This is a genomic window from Arthrobacter sp. 05T423, assembly GCF_056396245.1.
Genome location: NZ_JBFTLC010000024.1, coordinates 91,072 through 111,007 on the forward strand (window position 1 = coordinate 91,072; position 19,936 = coordinate 111,007).

The window sequence follows — 19,936 nt, forward strand, 5'->3', positions numbered from 1 at the left end:
TGAGGGCATTACCTGCTTGTTCGCGCTTTGCTGTCGTTGGCTAGTGCTCTGACTTCGAGGATGTCTCGATGGGGACTTCCTTGCCGTCGCAGTCGATGAGCTTCCCGCCCTCGAAGCGGTCGCCGTCGGCCAGGCAGTGCAGGTCCTCCTCCTTGACGACGCGCCCGGTGCCGGCCACGAACACTGACTGGTTGTCCGAGTTGCCCGCCTTGAGGTGGTTGAAGAGCAGGTTCAGCAGAATGGCCATGACCGCTGCCGAGCTGATGCCGGAGTGGAAGATGGTGCTGAACCAGGACGGGAACTGGTCGTAGAACGCCGGCGCCGCGATCGGGATCATGCCGAAGCCGATGGACGCGGCCACGATGATCAGGTTCATGTTGTTGCGGTACTCCACCTTGGAGAGCGTCCGGATGCCGCTGGCGGCAACAGTTCCAAAGAGTACGACGCCGGCACCGCCCAGGACGGGCGTCGGCACCGCCGCTACAACCCGGCCAAGGACGGGAAGCAGGCCGAGGATGACGAGAATGAGTCCGCCGGCGCTCACGACGAAGCGGCTCTTGACGCCCGTGATGGCCACGAGTCCCACGTTCTGGGCAAAGGCGCTCTGCGTGAAGGAGTTGAACAGCGGGGAGATGGCGCTGGAGAGCATGTCGGCCCGCAGCCCGTCGCCGATCCGCTTGGAGTCCACTTTGGTGCCCACGATCTCGCCCACGGCGATGATGTCGGCGGAGGTCTCGGTGAGCGTCACCAGGATGACGATCAGCATGGAGATGATCGCTGCGATCTCAAACGTCGGCGGTCCGAAAGCAAACGGCGTGGGGAAGGCGACAATCTCGCCCGTGCCCACCTTGGAGAAGTCGGCCATGCCGAAGGCGAGGGCGATGAGGGTGCCCAGGACCATGGCGAGCAGGATGGACAGACGGGAGATGGCGGCGTTGCCCACCTTGCTCAGCAGCAGGACGATCGCCATGGTGGCGGCCGCCAGGCCAACGTTGGCCATGCTGCCGTAGTTGGGGGCCGCCTTGTTGCCGCCCATGGCCCAGTTGGCGGCCACCGGCATCAAGGTGAGGCCGATGGTGGTGATCACCGTGCCGGTGACAACCGGCGGGAAGTACTTGATGATCTTGGAGAACAGCGGAGTGATGAGCAGCCCGATCAGCGAAGCCGCGATCACCGAGCCGAAGACCGCCTGGATCCCGCCGCCGCCGTGGACAATCGCCACCATTGTGGAGACGCCGGCGAAGGAGACGCCCTGGACGAGCGGGAGCTGGGAGCCGAAGAACCGGAAGCCGACGGTCTGCAGGATGGTGGCGAGGCCGCCGACGAAGAGACAGGCGGCGATGAGCAGGCCGATGTCCTGGGACGACATGCCGGCCGCGGCGCCGATGATGAGGGGCGGGGCGATGATGCCGCCGTACATGGTGAGGACGTGCTGGAACCCGTAGGCGAAGGTGCTGCCGATCGAGAGGCGCTGATCTTCCGGGCGGGTTGCGGCTGGGCGGGTTTTCTTGGAGATGTTCATGGCAGACTTTCTTGGTTCATGGCAGACGCCTTCGTCTGGCTAACAATGTCTGGCTAACAATTTGAGTCTTGAGGTGTGGGGCCTCGAATCCGTTGGATGCGGGCGTGAGGCTCGATTTTGGTGGGCTGGGCCGGAGTTTTTGTCCACTTATTAGGCGCTTAAGGGTCCTGAGGCCACGATATCTGGACAAAAACTCTGTGGCGGTGGTGCTGTGGGGTGCCGCCGGGCCCGCGGGCCTTGTCTGTTGGTCTGTTGGTCCGCGGGCCGGCCGGCTGGGGTCTAGCAGAAGCCTGCGATACCCGACCAGGCGGCGTCGGCTGCTTCGGCGTCGTCACGCAGGACGGTGGCCTCGATGAGTCCGTACGGGCGGTCGGCCGCGAAGAAGACCTCGTTGGGGTTGTCGAGCCCGAACGGCGAGAGGTCCACGAGGAAGTGGTGCTTGTTGGGCATCGAGAACTTGATTTCCTCGATCTCGCTGTGGGCTTCCAGGACCTTCGCGCCCATGTCGAACAGGGTCTGCTGGAGGGCGTGGGAGTAGTTCTCGGTGAAGCCTTCAAGCAGGAGGCTCTTGACGTCGTCGTAGCTCTTGTTGAAGTCGAGCGAGCTGAAATCGGTGCCGGCCTTGAAGCGCCAGCGGGCCGAGACGTCGGTGGCCAGGATGCGGTCGGTGGTCTCCGGCAGGGTGGTGTATTTGTCCCTCGGGTAGCCGACGAAGCCGGACTGCGTGGACTTCAGGACGGTCAGGTCCTTGAGTCCGGCGATCAGGTGGGTGGCTGCCCCGTCCCTGACCAGGACGGCGGTGCGGACTTCCTGGCCCTTGCGGACGAAGGAGTGATCGTGCGCGCTGCCGTGAGCCTGGATGCGCTCCCAGGCGTAGGACTCGGCCTCCCAGCGGCCGCCGGTGACCCAGTCGAAGCTGGAGGTGAAGTGCTCCCCGAGGCGCAGCAGGAACGCCTCGGGGGAGCCGACCCCTTCGCGGGCGAAGGCGTAAATGGTGTTCTTCTGGGTGTCGGTGGCCACCACGTGGGCGTTGTCGCCTTCGAGGTGGGCGGCGGCGAAGTCCCCGCGGAGCTGCGAGGTGACGTTCAGGTCTTCGATCTCGTGGCGGTCGGTGTCGCGGGTGATTTTGACGACGCGGACTTCGGCCTTGCCGTACTGGTTGTGGCCGAGGACGATCTTGTTGCTCATGGTCTGTTCCCAACTTCCGGTATGTGGAATGAAAGTCCCACATAGAAATTAAGTGCGTGTTTCCCACGCATTTCGTGTGGCGTCGACCCAAATAAAAAATGAGCCGACATCAGTTGTGATGCCAGCTCATTACGACCCTGCCTGCTGCTCCCAGGTTACGTGACGTGCGCCACGAATTGACTTCAAGAGTAGCGCAGCATGCCGGTGGTGTACATCACAATCCGAAAAATCAGTTTGTGACTGGCCGCCTTCCGGGCCATTGACGAACCCATGCAACCGCGCCTAGCATATTCCACATAGCAAAAGTTATTTTCCATTTTGCGAAAGAACGAGAATCAACCACCTCAGAGGAGGATCAGATGTACCAGCAGGACACAACGCCGGTCGCTCCGGCACAGACGACGGCACCCTCAGTCCAGGAGTTCTACCTTCCCCTCGGAGGCGGGACGGATCCCGACTTCCATCTCCCCGCGGACAGGGAGCATGTTCGAGGCCGCTTCTCGCGCTGGGTCCACGGCCTGCCCGGCTTCGGACGGCGCTGACGCGGTAATCGCGGCCGGATGCGCCAGCGGTCCGGGGACACACCCAACGGTGGTGTCCCCGGACCGCTTCCGTGTCCTTGGTCCGTTTGCGTGTCCGGAAAAGCGATCAGACCCCGACCGCTGCCCGTCCGGCCCGAACGACCCGAACGAGCCCGCTGGAGACGGCCGCTCCCACGAGCGCGAGCGCTGCGAGCACGATAAATACGATGTGGTAGCCGCCGGCTCCCGGGTTCGCATCGAGGATCGCGCCATAGCCGATGTAAGCGAACATGCCGGGTGCATAGCCAACCAGGCAGGCGATCCCGAAGGCGGTGCCGCTGGTCTCCTCCGGGATCCCGGCCTCCTCCATCGGCGCCCAAAACACGCCCCGCATGGTGAAGACAATGAGCGAGAACAAGAGGGTCACGATCATCGCCGGGATCTGGCTGCGCGGGTCGGCCGGGATGAGCAGCAGCACTGCCATCACTGGGACCATGCATAGGAACGCCAGCCTGATATACCGGTTCGCCCCCTTGAACACCTTGTCTGCAAGGACGCCGCCGATCGGGCCGCCGAGGATCTTCAGGCCGTACTGATTAATGATTCCGTACGCGCCGACCAGTGCGACGGGAAGCCCGTACACGTATGTCAAATAGGGGATGAAATAAGTGAGGCCGCAGTACACCACGTACACCATGAACACGGTGAAGCTCACCCACCACAGCTGCGGCAGCTTGGCCGCGCGCCAGATCTCGCCGAGGCCGGTCTTCTGCTTCTTCGCTGTTGGCTGCTGCTCACCGACCTCGTTCCGGAGGAGGAGGAACAGCAGCACGCCGACGGCGACGTCAACGATGGCGTAGAAGGCGATGGCCGCGCGTAATCCTCCTGCTCCCGAGCCGAGCAGCACGAAGATTCCCAACGCGGAGAAGGCCACCGCGGTGTCGACGACGCCGCGGCCGCCCTCTAGGAGGCCGAAGAGCCGTCCCTGCTCCTTCGAGCCGCCGAGCTGGCGGATGCCCTTCAACAGCGCTGGCCAGACCAGGCAGTCCGAGCACACGGCAAGCAGCGCGAACACCACCAGCAAACTGCTGAAGCCCGGGAAGGTGCTGAGGAACAGGCCCAGCGCACCGGTGCCAACCAGGCCCAGCGGAATGAGGATCCTCGTGGAGAAACGGTCGGCAAGGTAGCCGCCCACGATGAACAGCGCCGTCGCCACGATCGAATTGACGCTCAGCAGCGTGCCGATCTCGGAGTGGCTGAGTCCCATGGCCTCCTGCATGGGAACGTAGAACGCGTCCTTGAGGCTGGCGAGTTTGTAGATCGTGCCCCCCGCCATGACGACCAGTGCCGGCGAACCCGATCAGTAGCGCAGGGGCAAGCCGCCGGGTGACTCGGTACTCGCCGAGGGGGTGTGCCACCTCTATATCGTCGACCTGTTCACGGAGCCAACCCATGACGTGCAGGCCGGAGTCCACAGGTGCAGCGTCGATCCTGTGGCCCAGCTGATGATCGATCGCATCGAGCAGGGCGTCCTGACGTGCCGCATACAGGCGCCGGGTCCGGCGTAAATGGGTGTGGAGATGCCCCTCTGACAGGAAGTCCGCAAGAGCCAGCTGGAGCACCATCGCGGGCGGGCGGCCGATGATCGATGATGCGGATGCGAAAGGCTCCACCAAGTCCTCCGGCAGCACACAGTATCCGAGGCGGATCGACGGGGCCAGCACCTTGCTGAATGAGCCCACGGTGATCACATGCCTGCTCAGATCGAGCCCGAACAGCGTCGGGAGGAGTTTCCCTCGGTAGCGCAGCTCGCTGTCGCAGTCGTCCTCAACGATCCAGCTTCCGTTTCGCTCCGCCCAGGCGATCCATTCCGCCCGCCGCGCCGGGCTCATCGCGATGCCGAGCGGATGCTGCCGGGCTGGAGTCAGACAAGCCAGACGAGCCGGGGCCGCGTCGTCGTGCTCATCCGGAAGGATCGCTCCCTCGTCGTCAACGGGGACGCCCCGGACCGGGCAGCCCTGGGGCTGAAAGGCGAGCCGTCCGGAGATGTGCCCCGGATCCTCGACGACGACTGGGTCGCCGGCGTCCAGCAGCAGCACCGCCAGCACGTTAAATGCCTGCTGCGCACCCGAGGTGACCACCACCTGGTCCGCCGTGCACCCCAACCCCCTCACGTCATTGACGTAGTCCGCGATGGCCTCCCGCAGCGGGCGATGCCCGTGCGGATCGCCGTACCCGGTCACGAACGGATCGGCGCGCCCGGCATAGCGACCCAGTAGGCGCTTCCAGGTGGCCGCGGGGAAAGCCGAGGACGCCACTTGGCTCGCGACGAATGATTCCGTTTCGGTCGGCGCCCACACGTACGGCGCCTCGGCGAACAGGTTGGTGCCACGCGAAGAAGTGGCCGCTCCGCGTTCGGAAAGAGGAGGCCGGGACATGGGCCGCCGCGGGGCGGCGTCACTCCACAATGTGTCGACGCAGGTGCCGTCTCCCGCCCGTGAGCGCAGGAAGCCCTCGGCGGTGAGTTGCTCGAACGCCGAGACGACCGTGATCCGCGAGACTCCCAGCTCGCTGACGAGTGTCCGGGTCGATGGCAGGCGGGTTCCGCTCGGCAGCAAACCTGCCAGGATCTGTGTGCGCAACTGCTCATACAGTTGCCGGTGCAAGGACTGAGTCGCGGCGCGGTCTAGCTCGAGTCCGGCCAGCAGACGGCCACCAGCGGTCTTCATCCGGCCAATCGCGGAGCTGATTTCACCATGCCGCCATTTTACGAGCCCGGCATCACTGAACGAATGCACCGGAACCCGGGCTGGTACGGGCAAGCTTTAAGGCCTGCTGTCCCAACGGACGCCGGCCCACGGGTCGTAGTCGGCAACGAGCTCCTCCTGGGGCGGGCGCTCCGCCTCGGGGACATGCTGCAGGTTCACCCGCACCCGGTACCAGAGCGAGCTTGACCCGCGCATTCCGTCAACCAGCACATCGGCCGGGTGCAATGCGGGGACCACGTCCGCATGCCGGGACTTCCACTGGTCGAGCGCCGCCAGGGCCTCGGGCTTGGTCCTGGTGCGTGCCACCTCAATGAGCGGCATCACCGACTGCCGCCGGCCGGAGCCATTGCCGGCGCGCGGGGCCTTCTCGGCCGGCCCGAGCTCGGCGGCCAGGGCGAGAAGCCCGTCGAGTGTTCCGACGGCATCGTCAATGCCGGTGTGGGCGTCGCCCACCTCTGCGAAGCGTTTGAGCACCGTGGGCACTGTGAACTGTTCTGGCCGGGCGGAGCGGACCTCGCCCCAGGTGAGCGGCGTTGAGACCCGGGCATCGGGCAGTGGCCGCACCGAGTAGGCCGAGGCCACGGTGCGGTCCTTCGCGTTCTGGTTGAAGTCCACGAACACACTCTCGCCGCGCTCCTCCTTCCACCACCGCGCCGTGGCCAAGCCCGGAGCGCGGTTTTCCACCTCCCGGGCGAGGGTTTCGGCTGCGAGGCGGACGTCGCGGTACTGCCACTGCGGCGCGATGCGCACCAGGATGTGCAAGCCCCGCGACCCGCTCGTCTTCGGCCACCCCACAAGTCCCACGTCGTCGAGGACCTCCCGGGCCACATACGCGACGTCGACGATCTGCGACCAGTCGACCCCCGGCATCGGGTCCAGGTCCACCCGCAGCTCGTCCGGGTGCTCGAGGTCCTCCGCGCGCACCGGATGCGGGTTCAGGTCCAGGCAGCCAAGATTCACCACCCACGCCAGGCCCGCGGCATCCCGGATCACCGCCTCCTCCGCAGACGTCCCGGACGCGTAGTGCAGCGTCGTCGTGTCGATGAAGACGGGGTGGTTATCCGGCACACGCTTCTGGAAGAACGCCTCCGCGTCGATGCCTTTCGGGAAGCGCTTGAGCACCATCGGCCGGCCGCCCGCGCCGCGCAGCGCGCCATCCGCGACGGCCAGGTAGTAGCGCACCAGGTCCAGCTTCGTCAGCCCGGGCTCAGGGAACACCACTTTGTCCGGGCTCGAGATGCGGACCTCGGTGCCGGCGATGTCTAGGATCTCGGCCGGCGTCTTCGACGGAGTCATGCCGCCACGCTAGCAGTTGGCCGGCCCCATTTCGATGGTTCCCTGCGCCCTCGACGTTGCGGAACGTCGTCTGCGCAGGGAACCGTCGAAACGGCGCGGAACGGCGCGGGACTCAGCCGTTCACGAGCCGCCGTGCCGCCGCCGAATGCTCCGCAATCAGGCCCGCCACATCCAGTTCCGGAATCTGCCCGTCCACCACGCACCATTCGCCGCCCACCATCACGCGGTCCGCGCGGTCGGCAGCGCACAGCAGCAGGGCGGCCAGCGGATCGTGGCTGCCGGAGAACCGCAGATCGTCCAGCCGGAACAGGGCCAGGTCCGCCTGCATGCCGGGCGCCAGCTGGCCAAGGTCCGGCCGGCCCAGCACCGCCGCGGATCCCCGCGTCGCCCAGCCCAGTGCCCGCTCCACCGGAACGTGCGCACCGTAGCGGAGCCGCTGCAGGTAGAGTGCCTGCCGCGCCTCGAGAATCATGTTGGACGCATCGTTCGACGCCGACCCGTCCACTCCCAGCCCCACGGGCACTCCGGCTTCCTCCAGTTCGAGCACCCGGGCGGTGCCTGAGGCGAGGCGCATGTTCGACGTCGGGCAATGGGCGACGGCGGTTCCCGCCGCTCCCAGCCGGGCGATTTCGGCGTCGCTGAAATGAATGCCGTGTCCGAGCCAGGTCCGGCCGGTCAGCCAGCCCACGCTGTCCAGGTAGTCCACTGTGCGCAGGCCGAACGACTCGAGGCAGAACTGCTCCTCGTCGAGGGTCTCCGCGAGGTGCGTGTGCAGCCGGACGTCATGCCGCTCCGCCATCGCGGCGCTCTCGGCCATGATCTCCTTGGTGACGGAAAACGGGGAGCAGGGCGCCAGGGCAATCTGGATTGCGGCACCGTCCCCGCGCTCGTGGTACTCGCGGATCAGCCGTTCACTGTCCGCCAGCACCGCCTCCGGCGCCTGCACCGTCGACTGCGGCGGCAGCCCGCCGTCGTCCTCTCCCAATGTCATGGAGCCGCGGGTCAGCGTGGCCCGCATGCCGAGCCGGCGCACGGCACCGATTTCGACGTCGATCGCATCCTCCATCCCGGCCGGGAAGAGGTAGTGGTGGTCCGCGGCGGTGGTGCAGCCGGAGAGCAGCAGTTCGGCGAGGGCCACGGTGGCCGCGAGTTCAAGTTCCCGCGGGGTCAGCCTGGCCCAGACCGGGTAGAGGTTCTGCAGCCAGGGAAACAGCGGAGCGTTGGCCACCGGACCCCAGGCGCGGGTGAGCGTCTGGTAGAAGTGGTGATGCGTGTTGATCAGGCCGGGCAGCAGCACGTGGCTGCCGGCGTCGAAGGTCTGCTGGCATGGTGCGGAGGGCGTCTGGCCGGCGCCAAGCACCTCCACGATCCTTCCGCCGCTGATCACCAGTCCGCCTGAAGCGTCGAGGCTGTTGGCCGTGAAGGCCGCGAGAGGGTTCTGGATCCAGAGCCGGGATGCGGGCGCTGGCGAGGGTGCTGACGGAATATTGAAGGGCTGGGTCATGAGGGTCCCTGTCTGAGCGTGCTGATACTTTCCAGCTCAGTGGTCCTGTCTGCTGATCCAGGGGGCCTGCAGCGCGGCGGCGCAAGTCGGCACCAGCGTAGGGCGGGCACCGGATGGCGGTCAATGGCCGCGGATTGTGACCGGCCGCGGTCACCGACCCAGGTGCCCGCCGGCCGTGAGTCGAACGAAACATGCATTTCACATTGCGAAATTAAGTTTCCAGAAAACTATGGCGCGGACCACATTCCGGTGCTAATCTCGATTCTGCCAAAGGCGGGCACCCGGACTCCGGGGAAGCTATCTACCAGGCGCAACTTAACCTTCAAAAGCACATGCTGAAGCCTGGTAACCGTCGCACTTGGTCCTTTTCCGTTCCGTCCGCGGGGTACCGGCTTCCACAGCAAAGGGAGTCGCATCATGAGTACCACCGTCACGGCCGAGGCATTCCTGGCCAGATCCATCCGGTTGGCAACAGCCAACGTCCTGAACAGCGGCGGCCCGTTCGGCGCCGTGATCGTCACCGCCGACGGTCAGGCGTTCGACGGCGTCAACCGGGTCACCGCCGACAACGATCCCACCGCCCACGCCGAGGTCACGGCCATCCGCCGCGCGTGCAGCGGCCTTGGCACCTTCGACCTCCGCGGGGCCACCCTCTACAGCAGCTGCGAGCCATGCCCCATGTGCCTCGCCTCCGCGCTCTGGGCCCGCATCGACCGCGTGGTCTTCGCCGCCGACCGGCACGATGCCGCCTCCGTGGGCTTCGACGACGCCGTCTTCTACGAGTACTTTGACAACGAGGACCGGCACACCCTGATGCCGGTCTCCAAGCTGGAGCTCGGCCACCCCGAAGCCCCGGCCATCCTGGAACCGTTCAACACCTGGAACACGCTCGACTCCAGGATTGACTACTAGGGCTCGGTGTCTGACATGACAATCCTGGACAATACCGCTGAACAGCAGGCTGTGCTTCCGGTCACAGGGCAGACGGCGGCACCCGAAAAGCACACGGCAACCGGCAAAGCACAGCGGAGCAGCAGCCCCAAACCCCCGGCGTCGAACTCGTTCCTTGACCGCTTCTTCCATATCACCCGGCGCGGTTCCACCGTGGCCCGCGAGGTGCGGGGCGGACTGGTCACCTTCTTCACGATGGCCTACATCGTCATCCTGAATCCCCTGATCCTCGGCGGTTTCAGTGCCGACAACGCCCCGACCGACGTCGCCGGCGGCTGGCTCTCGGCGGCGCAGGTGGGCGCGGTCACCGGGCTCACGGCCGGCGTCATGACCATCGCGTTCGGCCTGATCGCCAACCTGCCGTTCGGCCTGGCGGCGGGGCTGGGCATCAACTCCTTCCTCGCCGTGGCGGTGATCCACGAGGTCACCTGGGCCGAGGCCATGGGCCTGGTGGTCATCAACGGCATCCTGATCGTCCTGTTTGGTGTCACCGGCGCGCGGACCGCGATCTTCAGGGCTGTACCCAAGGAGCTAAAGGCCGCCATCACGGTGGGGATCGGCCTGTTCATCGCCTTCATCGGCTTTGTGGACTCCGGTTTCGTCAAGGCCACCACAGGCGGCCCGCCGGTCCAGCTCGGCGACAATGGCTCCATCACCTCCATCCCCACGATGGTGTTCATCGTGGGCCTGCTGGTCATGGGCATCCTGGTGGCACGGAAGGTCCAGGGCGGCCTGCTCATCGGCATCGTGGCCACCACGGCGCTCGCCGCCGTCGTCGAGGCAATCCTGCACATCGGCCCTGCCAGCAAAACCAACCCCGGTGGCTGGCACCTGAACACGCCGGTGCTGTCGGGGCACCTGGTCTCCGCGCCGGATCTTGGCCTCGTGGGCCAGTTCGACCTGTTCGGCGCCTTCGGCCGGATCGGCGGCCTGGCCGCCACGATGCTGGTATTCACGCTCGTGTTCACCAACTTCTTCGACGCCATGGGCACCATGACCGGGCTCGCGAAGAGCGCGGGCGTGGCGCACAAGGACGGCACGTTCCCCCGGCTCAAGTCCGCCTTCATCGTCGAAGGCGTGGGCGCGGTGGTGGGCGGCGCCACGTCAGGTTCCTCCAACACCGTGTACATCGACTCTGCTGCGGGAATCGGCGAGGGGGCGCGCACCGGACTCGCATCCGTGGTCACCGGCGCGCTGTTCCTGGGCTCGATGTTCCTCACCCCGCTCACCAGCGTGGTGCCGCTGGAGGTGGCGGCGGCAGCCCTGGTGGTGGTGGGCGCGATGATGATGGCGCAGATCCGCGAGATCAAGTTCACCAAGTTCGCGGTGGCGCTGCCGGCCTTCCTGACGATCGTCACCATGCCGCTGAGCTACTCGATCGCCAACGGGATCGGCGTGGGCTTCGTGAGCTGGGCGGTGATTGGCGCGGCCTCCGGCAAGGCGAAGAAGATCCACCCCCTGATGTGGGTGGTCACCGTGGGCTTCGTGGTCTACTTCGCGCGGGGTCCGGTCAGCGCGCTGCTCGGGGCATAGGGGTCCGGACGCAGCGACGTTGGAAAATGCCCCACGACGCGCAGACGGCCGGAGGACACGGGACTCCTCGCATCCCCGGACCGTTTGCGCGTCGCTGGGCCTGACCGGCGTCGTACGCTTTCCACTACCAACGATAGGAACGAGAATATGGGCACCATCGCACGGAAAGAAGGAGTGCTGCCATGCTGGATCTGATGCCTTCTCTGGCCGGCTGGCGCCCTGCGGCCTCCGGGGAACGGTGCGCCGTGGCCACCATCATCACCGCCAGCGGCTCCGTGCCGCGCCCGCCCGGGACCTCCATGCTGGTGTCCGAATCCGGCGAGATCCTCGGCAGTCTCTCCGGCGGCTGCGTTGAGGGGGCAGTGGTTGTCTCTGCGCTGGAGGTGATGGCCGACGGCGGCACCCGCCTTGAGGCGTTCGGCTTCAGCAGCGAGGACGCGTTCGCCGTCGGACTCACCTGCGGCGGTGAGCTGGAGGTCCACATCCAGCCCCTGGACGGCAGCGCCGCCGGGCTCGGGGCCCTCCGCCGGCTGGCCACCGTGGACCCCGAACAGCCGCTGGCACTGATCCGGCGCGTCGACGGCGGCACCGGCACCATACCCGGCAAATCCGGGTCCGGCAGTGCATTGGGGGCTGCCGGGATAGCGGCCGACGCCAACGCACAGCTGCCTTCCGTCGTGGTGGTTCCTGATCCGCGCTCGTTCGAGGTTGTTGGATCGTCGGAGCTCGCGGCGCTGCTGGGGCTGGACGCTTTGAGTGTGGATGCTGAAGCCAGGCGGGCCGTGCTGCTGGCGGCCGCCGCCCAGCTCGAACCGCTGCTGCGCGGCGGACGGACGGGGCTGGTCCGGCTTGCGCCGACGCAGGGCTGTGGCGGCGTCGTCCCAGCCCGCGGCACCCACTGTACTGAGGATGGCGTGACCTTGCCGGAGCCTGTCACCCTGCTGGTGGAGAGCCGCCTGCCGCAGGCCCGGCTGCTGGTGTTCGGCGCCAACGACTTCGGCGCGGCGCTGGTGCCGGCGGCGAAACTGCTCGGCTACCGCGTCACGCTGTGCGACGCCCGGCCGGCGTTCGCAGCGCAGGAGCGCTTCGCGGCTGCGGACGAGGTGGCCACCAGCTGGCCGCACCGGTACCTCGCCGCGGAAGCCGCTGCAGGCCGGACCGACTCCCGCACGGTGATCTGCGTCCTCACCCACGACCCCAAGTTCGACATTCCGCTGCTGCAGGAAGCACTGGAGCTGGATGTTGCCTTCGTCGGCGCCCTGGGCTCGCGCCGCAGCCACCGGCAGCGCATCGACGGGCTGCTTGAGGCCGGCGTGGTGCCGGAGCGGTTGGCGCGCCTGCATTCGCCGATCGGCCTCGACCTCGGTGCTGCCACGCCGGCGGAAGTGGCCGTCTCCATCACTGCCGAGCTGATCGCAGCCCGCACTGGTTCCGCCACCTGCACTCCCTTGCGGGACGGCAGGGGACCCATCCATTCGCTTCCCGCCCGGAGCGCCAGCCCAGACCAGGGCGCCGGGGCAGAACCGGCATACAGCCACCAAGCATCAGGCACCCACCAAGCATCGGGCACAGAACAGGCATTCCAGGAGATCGCATGGACATGAACACCATCGAGGCGGTGGTCCGCACCACCGACCCCGCTGACTGGCGCGACGGCGACGCCTGGCTCGCGGGCGGCACCGTCCTCTTTTCCTACGGCAGCAGCGCCTTCGGCCCCGAGCCGCTGCGCCGCCTGCTGGACCTCAGCTCGGCCGGGTGGCAGCCCGTCACCGTGACGGCGGACGGCATCGAGCTCGCCGCCACGTGCACCGTCGCCGAACTTTACGCGCTGCCGGAAAGGCTCGCAGCTGACGGTACCGGTACGAGGGACTGGCCGGCCCTGGACCTGATCCGGCCCTGCTGCGACTCGTTCGTGGCGTCCTTCAAGATCTGGAACATGTCCACCGTGGGCGGCAACCTGTGCACGTCCTTGCCGGCCGGCCCCATGATCTCGCTGTGCGCCGGACTGGACGGCACGGCCACGGTCCTCGGCCCGGGAGGCTCCCCCCGGGAGCTGCCGGTAGCGGACTTCATCACCGGGGACGGGCAAAACGCGCTGGCACCCGGCGAGCTGCTCCGCAGCGTCAGCCTCCCGGCGTCGGCCCTGTCCTCCAGAGTGGCGTTCCGCCGGCTCTCGCTGAGCAACCTCGGCAGGTCGGGGGTGCTGCTGATCGGAAGGCTCGACGGCGGCGGCCGGTTCACGCTGACCGTCACCGCCGCCACCAAGCGGCCCGTGCAGCTGCGGTTCGGCTCCCTGCCGGATGCGCCGGAGCTGGCGGGGGAACTCGAGGACGCCATCCCGGAGGGCCTGTACCACGACGATATCCACGGGCTGCCCGCGTGGCGCCACGACATCACGCACCGGCTGGCGGAGGAAATCCGGGCAGAACTGGGCGTGCCGGCCGGAGCTCCGGCAGCAGTGTCCGGCGACTTCTGGCCTCCCCAGAAGACACAGCCGCAGCCGACCCGGCAGACACCGGCCCAACAGACGCAGGCCCAACAGACGCAGAGAGGGGCCTGAGCATGGCCATGGAAATCAACGGCACGCCGGTGCAGGCGCACCCGCGGGCCGGCCAGTGCCTGCGCACGTTCCTCCGGGAGCAGGGCAACTTCGGCGTCAAGAAGGGCTGCGACGGCGGCGACTGCGGTGCCTGCACCGTGCACGTGGACGGCACCCCGGTGCACAGCTGCATCTACCCGGCCGTGCGCGCCGAAGGCCACGCCGTCACAACCATCGAAGGACTCGCGGCCACGAGCGGGGGATCTGACCTGCACCCGGTGCAGCAGCAGTTCCTGGACCGCCAGGGCTTCCAGTGCGGCTTCTGCACCGCGGGCATGGTGATGACGGCGGCCACGTTCGACGAGGCGCAGAAGGAAAACCTGCCGCGCAACCTGAAGGGCAACCTGTGCCGCTGCACGGGGTACCGGGCCATCGCGGACGCTGTCTGCGGCCACGAAGGCCACCCGGCCCCGGAAGGACCCGGCTCGGGGATCGCCGGTGACGGGCAGCCCGCCCCGGAGCCGGGCCGGCTGGGTGACGACGTTCCGGCTCCCGCCAGCCGCGCCGTGGTGACAGGCCAGGCCCGCTACACGCTGGATGTCCCGGCCGAAGCCATGCCCGGTCTGCTGCACCTGAAGCTCGTGCGCTCGCCGCACGCGCACGCCCGGGTCCTGGCCATCGACACCGCGGCCGCGATGGAGGTGCCGGGGGTGGTGGCCGTGCTCACCGCCGAGGACGCCCCGGACCAGCTGTATTCCAGCGCCCAGCACGAGCTCTACACCGACGACCCCGACGACACCCGGCTGCTGGACACCGTGGTGAGGTTCCGCGGCCAGCGGGTGGCCGCCGTCGTCGCTGAATCGGTGGGGGCAGCGGAAGCGGGCGTCCGTGCGGTCCGAGTTGAGTACGGGGAACTGCCCGCGGTGTTCACCCCGCAGGACGCCATCCTCCCCGGCGCGCCAGCCCTGCACTGGGACAAGGCCGGCGGCACGGCGCGGATCGCCCAGCCGGAGCGGAACATCGTGGCCGAGCTGCACTCCGAATTGGGGAGCGTCAGCGACGGCTTCGCGGCCGCCGACTTCATCCACGAGCAGACCTACCGCACCCAGCGGGTCCAGCACGTGGCGCTCGAAACGCATGCGTCCATCGCGTCGGTGGACGGCGACGGCCGGCTGCAGGTGCGCACGTCCAGCCAGGTTCCCTTTCTGGTGCGCCGCACGCTGTGCCGCGTGTTCGGGCTGCCGGAGGAGCAGGTACATGTGGTGGCGGGCCGGGTGGGCGGCGGTTTCGGCGGCAAACAGGAGGTGCTGACGGAGGACATCGCCGCGCTCGCGGCCCTGAAATTGCGGCGGCCCGTGCAGCTGGAGTTCACCCGGACCGAGCAGTTCACCGCCAGCACCACCAGGCACCCGTTCACCATCAAGCTCAAAGCGGGAGCTAGCAATGACGGCAGGCTCACGGCCCTGCAGCTGGACGTGGTCACGGACACGGGCGCCTACGGCAACCATGCCCCCGGCGTCATGTTCCATGGCTGCGGCGAATCCCTGGCCGTCTACAAGTGCGCCAACAAGAAGGTGGACGCGCTCGCCGTCTACACGAACACCGTGCCGTCCGGCGCGTTCCGCGGTTACGGGCTGAGCCAGATGATCTTTGCCATCGAGTCGGCCGTCGACGAACTGGCCACGGGCATCGGCATGGACCCGCTGGAGTTCCGCCGCCGCAACATGGTCCGCGAGGGCGATGACATGCTGTCCACCCATTCCGAGCCGGAGGAGGACGTCCGCTACGGGAGTTACGGGCTGGACCAGTGCACGCGGCTGGTGCAGGATGCGCTGGAGCGCGGGCGGGAACGGTACCGGGCTGCCGGCCTCGATGACCTGGGGCCGGACTGGGTCACGGGAGAGGGCACGGCGCTGTCCATGATCGACACCGTGCCGCCGCGGGGTCACTTCGCCCATTCGAAGCTCCGGCTCCTGGCCGACGGAACGTACGCCGCCGACGTCGGAACCGCCGAATTCGGCAATGGCACCACCACGGTGCACGCACAGCTGGCGGCGACGGCGCTGTCCACGGTGGCCGCACGGGTGACCGTCCGGCAGTCCGACACTGACCTGATCGAACACGACACTGGCGCGTTCGGCTCGGCCGGCACAGTGGTGGCCGGCAAGGCCACACTGGCCGCCGCCGAGGAACTGGCCGTCCGGATCGGGGCGTTCGCCGCCGGCGTCCGGCAGATCCAGTCTTCCGGGTGCGTGCTCGACGGCGACGCCGTGGTCTGCGAAGGAACCCGGGTGCCGCTCACGGAAATGTTCGACGCCGCCCGGCAGGCCGGCGTCGAACTCGAGGCCGAGGGCCGTTGGGGCGGCACGCCCCGCTCGGTGGCCTTCAACGTCCACGGTTTCCGCGTGGCCGTCAACACCGGGACCGGTGAGCTGCGGATCCTGCAGAGCGTGCAGGCGGCCGACGCCGGCGTCGTCGTTAATCCGCGGCAGTGCCGGGGGCAGATCGAGGGCGGCATTGCGCAAGCGCTGGGTGCCGCACTGTACGAGGAGGTGCGGGTGGACGGCGCCGGGCTGGTCACCACGGACATCCTCCGGCAGTACCACATCCCGTCCTTCGCCGATGTGCCGCGCAGCGAGGTGTACTTCGCCGACACCAACGATGCGATGGGACCTCTGGGGGCCAAGTCCATGAGCGAGAGCCCCTTCAACCCGGTGGCGCCAGCGCTGGCCAACGCCATCCGGAATGCCACCGGCGTGCGGTTCGCCGAGCTGCCGATCGCCCGGGACAAGATCTACCTCGGGCTGAAGGAGCGCGGACTCGTTCCTGCGGCGGACAGCGTTCCCGTGGCCGGCGTTCCCGCAGGTCCAAGCAACGCGGAGTCACTTTGTGCGCCATGAACCGCTGCCGGAGGGCGCAAAGTGACCCCGCGTGGGGTCGGCAACATATAGTCGGAGGATGGAACAGCGCATCTTAGGCAAGACCGGACGGAACGTTTCAGTCGTTGGACTGGGAACCTGGCAGCTCGGCGCGGACTGGGGCAACGTTGACCCGGCCCAGGCGCAGGCAATCCTGGCGGCCTCGGCCGAGGCCGGCGTGACCTTCTTCGACACGGCGGACGTCTACGGGGACGGCCGCAGCGAGGAGGCCATCGGAGCGTTCCTCGCTGACAACCCGGGCACGGGCATCACGGTGGCCACGAAGATGGGCCGCAGGCTGGAGCAGCGCCCGGAAAACTACAACCTCGCCAACTTCCGCGAATGGGTGGACCGGTCCCGCCGCAACCTGCGGACCGATTCCCTGGACCTGGTCCAGCTGCACTGCCCGCCCACGGCGGTGTACAGCCGCGCCGAGGTGTACGACGCCCTGGACACCCTCGTTGCCGAAGGCGCCATCCGGAACTACGGCGTCAGCGTGGAGCGGGCCGATGAAGCCCTCGAAGCCCTGCGCCACGACGGCACTGCCTCGGTACAGATCATCCTGAACGCGTTCCGGCTCAAACCGCTGGAGGAGGTGCTCCCCGCCGCGAAGGCTGCAGGGGTGGGCATCATCGCCCGGGTTCCGCTCGCCTCCGGCCTGCTGTCCGGCAAGTACACCAAGGAGACCGTCTTCGCCGAGGACGACCACCGCAACTACAACCGCGGCGGTGACGCGTTCGACGTCGGCGAAACCTTCTCGGGGGTGGACTTCGAGCTGGGGCTCAAGGCCGTTGCCGAGTTCGAGCAGCTCGTGCCGGAAGGCTCCGGAACCGCGCAGGCAGCGATCGCGTGGGTCGCCGCGCAGGACGGCGTCACGTCCGTTATTCCCGGCGCCCGCTCCGTGGAGCAGGCCAGGGCCAACGCCGCCGCGGCGGTAACCGTGCTGAGCCCGGAGTTCGACGAAGGCGTGCGCTGGATCTACGACCACTACTTCCGTGAGGCGGTCCATCCTCGCTGGTAAATGCAACGCGGGGTCACTTACGGCCCAATCCGGGGCCTCAAAGGGGCGATATCTGACCCCGCGTCGCTGTGACCCGGGTGGAGGGGAGCGGGCGCATGACCTCACCGTTGATCGACGGCTTCATTGACCGGCTCGCCGCCGTGGAAACCGGGCCCGGGTGCAACAACTTCTTCGACCACTCGGTTCCCGCGAACGCCCTGCGCCGGGAAAACCTGGCGGTCTATCTGGGGAACATGCTGGACCGGGCACCGAAGGTGCTGCTGGTAGGGGAGGCGCCGGGCTTCCGCGGCATGAGGATCACCGGTGTCCCCTTCACCAACCGCAGCATGTTCCAGGGAGCCGCCAATCCCTTCGGACTGTTCGGGGCCGGGAACGGGTACGGGCTACCGCCGGAGGCTGCCGGCGTCGCTGCCGAGCCGACGGCCACCGTCATGTGGGAGGTGCTGGCCGAGCTCGGCTTCCTCCCTTTGCTCTGGAGCGCCTGCCCCTGGCACACGCATGTGCCCGGGTGGCCGCTGTCCAACCGCACACCAACACCCGCGGAAGCGGCGCTGGGGACCCCGTTCTGGCAGGCCCTGACCGGGATCTTTCCCATTGAAACCATGGTGGCCGTAGGGAACGTTGCGCACGCCAGCCTCCGCCGCAGCGGCTTGGACGTGGCGAAAGTCAGGCATCCAGCCCATGGCGGGAGGGCCCGCTTCAAGCAGGGGCTGCAGGACCTTCTCGCGGCGGGGATGGTGCAGTAGCTGAAGAGCCCAGCAGGTGCAGCTGGTCAGGGGTATCCAGGTCCTCGCCGCCGGACTGGTCGGAGCAGTCCACGAGGTCGATCAGCCCCGGGTGCGCCTGCAGGAAAATCCGGGCACCGGCGTCGCCACCCGCCGACGCCGCCGCTTCCGCGCGCAGCGTCGCGTCGAGCACGAGGGGGTGGCCGCGCCGGAGCTTCCCGGACTTATCGGCGTAGGCGGAGGCCGTCACCCGGCCCGGCCGGTGCTGCTGCAGAAGCCGGGCGACAGTTTCGGCCGTCAGCCCGGGCTGGTCCACGAGCGCCACCAGCACATGGTCCTCCTGGCGTGCACGGTCCAGTCCCGCCTGGAATGAACTGCCCATCCCGCCCACCCACGCCGGGTTCTCCACCACGGTGTGCCGGGCCAAATCAGCCCGCGTGCGGACATCCCCGGCGCCCGCACCGAGCACCACCACAACCTCCCGGCAGCCGCCGTCGAGCAGCACGTCCGCCAGGACCTCCACGAGGGTACGGCCCCGGAACGGAAGCAGTGCCTTCGGACCGCGGCCCAGGCGGGTGCCGGCACCCCCTGCAAGCAACACGCCTGTGGTGTTGGGAAGTAAGGAAGCCATGCTCACCACCTTAGGGGCGCAAAGACTACCCGGTAGTAGGGGTGGTTCGTCCAGTGAATGGCGGCTAGCCTCGGACATGTCGTGTTGGCAATTGGGGGTCGTAATGGCGGCTGCAAGGGTGCAGTTGTCGGAAGGAGCATCTATGGCAGGCACATTCGTAATCGAGACGGCAGGCGCAGGACAGTACCGGTTCAGGCTGACGGCAGACGACGGAACCGTGGTTGCGGTTTCGCCCAGCTTTCCCAACATCAAGGCAGTTGCCGCCGGGATCACGGCAGTCCGGGAGAGCGCAGCCACCGGCTTCGTCGTGGACCGCAGGCATCCCTGACGTAACCCAAAGAAGCGCGACGGCGGCCCCCACCACCAGGTGAGGGCCGCCGTCGTTATTTAGGCAGTGCAAGCTCCAGCAGTTGATCTTCTCGACAACCGGGTTTCGACAAGCCCTCAACCACCCCCCACCTTGGAGTTTTTGTCCAGATATCGCGACTTCAGAGGCCTTTTGCGGCCATTATCTGGACAAAACTCGGGATTCGAGGGGTAACCAGCGGGCAGTGGGTCAGGAGTCGCCTCCGGCTCCTCCTGTTGTTCCCGCCGTGACGTCGAGGAGTTTGTAGCGGTCCATGGCGTACGACGGCGCGCCCTCCTCCACCTCGCCCCTCGCCGCCAGCAACTGGAGGGTTTTGACGACGATGGAGTGGATGTCGTTTTTGAAGAAGCGGCGTGCTGCTGCGCGGGTGTCGGAGAAGCCGAAGCCGTCGGCGCCGAGGGTGGCGAACTCGTTCGGGACGAACTGCCGGATCTGGTCCGGGACGGCCTTCA

Annotated in this window: 16 protein-coding genes and 1 pseudogene; 9 read left to right on the plus strand and 8 right to left on the minus strand. The window is 67.6% G+C overall.

Annotated elements, in window-relative coordinates; genetic code table 11:
- Positions 1–40: 40 nt before the first annotated feature.
- Both AC1DFE_RS16865 and pucL read right to left on the minus strand, forming a co-directional pair.
- Positions 41–1,522: a nucleobase:cation symporter-2 family protein gene (locus tag AC1DFE_RS16865; protein WP_476907022.1), complete on the minus strand. Its 1,482-nt coding sequence runs from the start codon at positions 1,520–1,522 to the stop codon at positions 41–43.
- A gap of 279 nt (positions 1,523–1,801) precedes the next feature.
- Positions 1,802–2,710, minus strand: a complete 909-nt coding sequence (gene pucL / locus AC1DFE_RS16870) for a factor-independent urate hydroxylase (RefSeq protein ID WP_476907023.1) — start codon at positions 2,708–2,710, stop codon at positions 1,802–1,804.
- Between the two features lie 359 nt (positions 2,711–3,069).
- Between pucL and AC1DFE_RS16875 the strand changes: the two genes are divergently transcribed.
- A complete protein-coding gene (locus AC1DFE_RS16875; RefSeq protein ID WP_476907024.1) occupies positions 3,070–3,252 on the plus strand; it encodes a hypothetical protein in 183 nt (60 codons plus the stop codon).
- Between the two features lie 106 nt (positions 3,253–3,358).
- On the opposite strand, the gene AC1DFE_RS16880 is transcribed toward AC1DFE_RS16875, so the two are convergent.
- The 4 genes and pseudogenes from AC1DFE_RS16880 to AC1DFE_RS16895 all read right to left on the minus strand — a co-directional run bounded on the left by AC1DFE_RS16880 (position 3,359) and on the right by AC1DFE_RS16895 (position 8,799).
- Entirely contained in the window at positions 3,359–4,567 is a 1,209-nt protein-coding gene (locus AC1DFE_RS16880) for an MFS transporter (protein WP_476907025.1), read from the minus strand.
- A gap of 145 nt (positions 4,568–4,712) precedes the next feature.
- A pseudogene (pdxR, locus tag AC1DFE_RS16885) lies at positions 4,713–5,960 on the minus strand (MocR-like pyridoxine biosynthesis transcription factor PdxR); the annotation flags it as partial.
- Between the two features lie 96 nt (positions 5,961–6,056).
- Positions 6,057–7,295: a non-homologous end-joining DNA ligase gene (gene ligD / locus AC1DFE_RS16890; protein ID WP_476907026.1), complete on the minus strand. Its 1,239-nt coding sequence runs from the start codon at positions 7,293–7,295 to the stop codon at positions 6,057–6,059.
- A gap of 112 nt (positions 7,296–7,407) precedes the next feature.
- Positions 7,408–8,799: an 8-oxoguanine deaminase gene (locus AC1DFE_RS16895; RefSeq protein ID WP_476907027.1), complete on the minus strand. Its 1,392-nt coding sequence runs from the start codon at positions 8,797–8,799 to the stop codon at positions 7,408–7,410.
- Between the two features lie 417 nt (positions 8,800–9,216).
- Between AC1DFE_RS16895 and AC1DFE_RS16900 the strand changes: the two genes are divergently transcribed.
- The 7 genes from AC1DFE_RS16900 (at position 9,217) to AC1DFE_RS16930 (ending at position 18,507) form a co-directional block, all read left to right on the plus strand.
- A complete protein-coding gene (locus AC1DFE_RS16900; protein ID WP_111904946.1) occupies positions 9,217–9,711 on the plus strand; it encodes a nucleoside deaminase in 495 nt (164 codons plus the stop codon).
- Positions 9,712–9,726: 15 nt separating this feature from the next.
- Positions 9,727–11,283 carry an NCS2 family permease gene (locus tag AC1DFE_RS16905; protein ID WP_476907028.1) on the plus strand — a complete coding sequence of 519 codons (1,557 nt, stop codon included), beginning with the start codon at positions 9,727–9,729 and terminating at the stop codon, positions 11,281–11,283.
- A gap of 182 nt (positions 11,284–11,465) precedes the next feature.
- Positions 11,466–12,887 carry an XdhC family protein gene (locus tag AC1DFE_RS16910; RefSeq protein WP_476907029.1) on the plus strand — a complete coding sequence of 474 codons (1,422 nt, stop codon included), beginning with the start codon at positions 11,466–11,468 and terminating at the stop codon, positions 12,885–12,887.
- Positions 12,878–13,843 carry an FAD binding domain-containing protein gene (locus tag AC1DFE_RS16915; protein WP_476907030.1) on the plus strand — a complete coding sequence of 322 codons (966 nt, stop codon included), beginning with the start codon at positions 12,878–12,880 and terminating at the stop codon, positions 13,841–13,843. The genes AC1DFE_RS16910 and AC1DFE_RS16915 overlap by 10 nt, the downstream gene beginning before the upstream one ends.
- Before the next feature lie 2 nt (positions 13,844–13,845).
- Positions 13,846–16,722 (plus strand): molybdopterin-dependent oxidoreductase, encoded by a 2,877-nt coding sequence (locus AC1DFE_RS16920; protein ID WP_476907031.1) that lies wholly within the window; start codon positions 13,846–13,848, stop codon positions 16,720–16,722.
- Between the two features lie 58 nt (positions 16,723–16,780).
- Positions 16,781–17,761: an aldo/keto reductase gene (locus AC1DFE_RS16925; RefSeq protein WP_476907032.1), complete on the plus strand. Its 981-nt coding sequence runs from the start codon at positions 16,781–16,783 to the stop codon at positions 17,759–17,761.
- A 95-nt stretch (positions 17,762–17,856) separates the two neighbouring features.
- Positions 17,857–18,507 carry a uracil-DNA glycosylase gene (locus AC1DFE_RS16930; protein ID WP_476907033.1) on the plus strand — a complete coding sequence of 217 codons (651 nt, stop codon included), beginning with the start codon at positions 17,857–17,859 and terminating at the stop codon, positions 18,505–18,507.
- On the opposite strand, the gene nboR is transcribed toward AC1DFE_RS16930, so the two are convergent.
- Positions 18,461–19,117, minus strand: coding sequence for a nicotine blue oxidoreductase (gene nboR, locus AC1DFE_RS16935; RefSeq protein ID WP_476907034.1), 657 nt, complete (start codon positions 19,115–19,117; stop codon positions 18,461–18,463). The two genes, AC1DFE_RS16930 and nboR, sit on opposite strands and share 47 nt — an antisense overlap.
- Before the next feature lie 142 nt (positions 19,118–19,259).
- On the opposite strand from nboR, the gene AC1DFE_RS16940 reads away from it, so the two are divergent.
- Positions 19,260–19,445: a YegP family protein gene (locus tag AC1DFE_RS16940; RefSeq protein WP_476907035.1), complete on the plus strand. Its 186-nt coding sequence runs from the start codon at positions 19,260–19,262 to the stop codon at positions 19,443–19,445.
- A gap of 228 nt (positions 19,446–19,673) precedes the next feature.
- Here the strand turns inward: AC1DFE_RS16940 and AC1DFE_RS16945 are convergent.
- Positions 19,674–19,936: hypothetical protein (locus tag AC1DFE_RS16945; protein ID WP_476907036.1), on the minus strand; the 263-nt coding region annotated here is incomplete at its 5' end.